The following is a 1,024-nucleotide window of genomic DNA, read 5'->3' as shown; positions in this document are numbered from 1 at the left end:
CTGTGATCTCTCGGTAGGTTGTTCATCCGGGGCATCTTTGGAAAATGGTGGTTACCACACCTATCCAGTCCCCAAAGAGCCCGGATGAACCATCATAAAAATGCCCGTTTGACGCCGTTTAGTCGAGAACTTCTTGTCCGCCGCATCACTGAGCAAGGCCTTCGGCCAGAAGAGGCCGCCCAGGCTTGCGGGGTGAGTGTACGCACGGCTTACAAGTGGCTGGCCCGATATCGAGCCGAGGGCCTGATTGGGCTGCAGAACCGCAGCTCTCGGCCCAGCCGCAGCCCCCATGGCACCCCCGAGGCACTGGTAGAGCAGATCGTCCAGCGTCGACGTCAACGGCAAACCTACCTGACCATTTCCAAGGCACTGGGTGTGGCTCACAGCACCATTTCACGACTGATGCGCCGACGAGGACTCAATCGCCTGTGCCTTCTGGACCCACCGAAGAAGGCGGTCCGGTATGAGTACGACAGCCCGGGCGGCTTGCTGCACTTGGATATCAAGAAACTCGGCAACTTCCACCGGCCCGGACACCGGGTCGATCCGAATCGGCGTGGCAATGCTGGCGGCGGTGGCTGGGGCTATGTCCATGTGGCCATTGATGACCACTCCCGAGTCGCCTTCAGCAGCGTTCACACCGATGAGAAGGGCCCAACGGCCTGCCAAGCGCTGCTGGCCGCTTTGGCGTACTACAAGACGCTGGGGGTCACCTTCCAGCGTGTCCTGACTGACAACGGCGCCTGCTATCGCTCCGGCGTCTTCGCTCGACTCGTCGCCTCGTTGGGCATGAAGCACTATCGGACCAAGCCCTACACCCCGCGAACCAACGGCAAGGCCGAGCGCTTCATCCAGACCAGCTTGCGCGAATGGGCCTACGCCTGCGAGTACGCTTCGTCAGAGCAACGCGATGCCGTGCTACCTGAATGGCTGCATCACTACAACTGGCACCGACCCCACATGGGGATCGGCAGCCAGCCGCCTATTTCCAGAATCCCGCTGAACAACGTGGTGGGTTTACACA

1 protein-coding gene is annotated in these 1,024 nt (G+C 60.8%); it reads left to right on the top strand.

What is annotated here, in order from left to right; genetic code table 11:
- Nucleotides 1–84: 84 nt before the first annotated feature.
- The coding region (locus AC10QF_RS20070) for an IS481-like element ISStma12 family transposase (RefSeq protein ID WP_262095246.1) at nt 85–1,024 on the top strand (940 nt) is incomplete at its 3' end.

The sequence above is a fragment of the Stenotrophomonas maltophilia complex sp. Om-AH-Sm3 genome (genome assembly GCF_059337855.1).
Note: the sequence above shows the minus strand (reverse complement) of the source record. Positions and strands in the feature narration are given on the sequence as shown.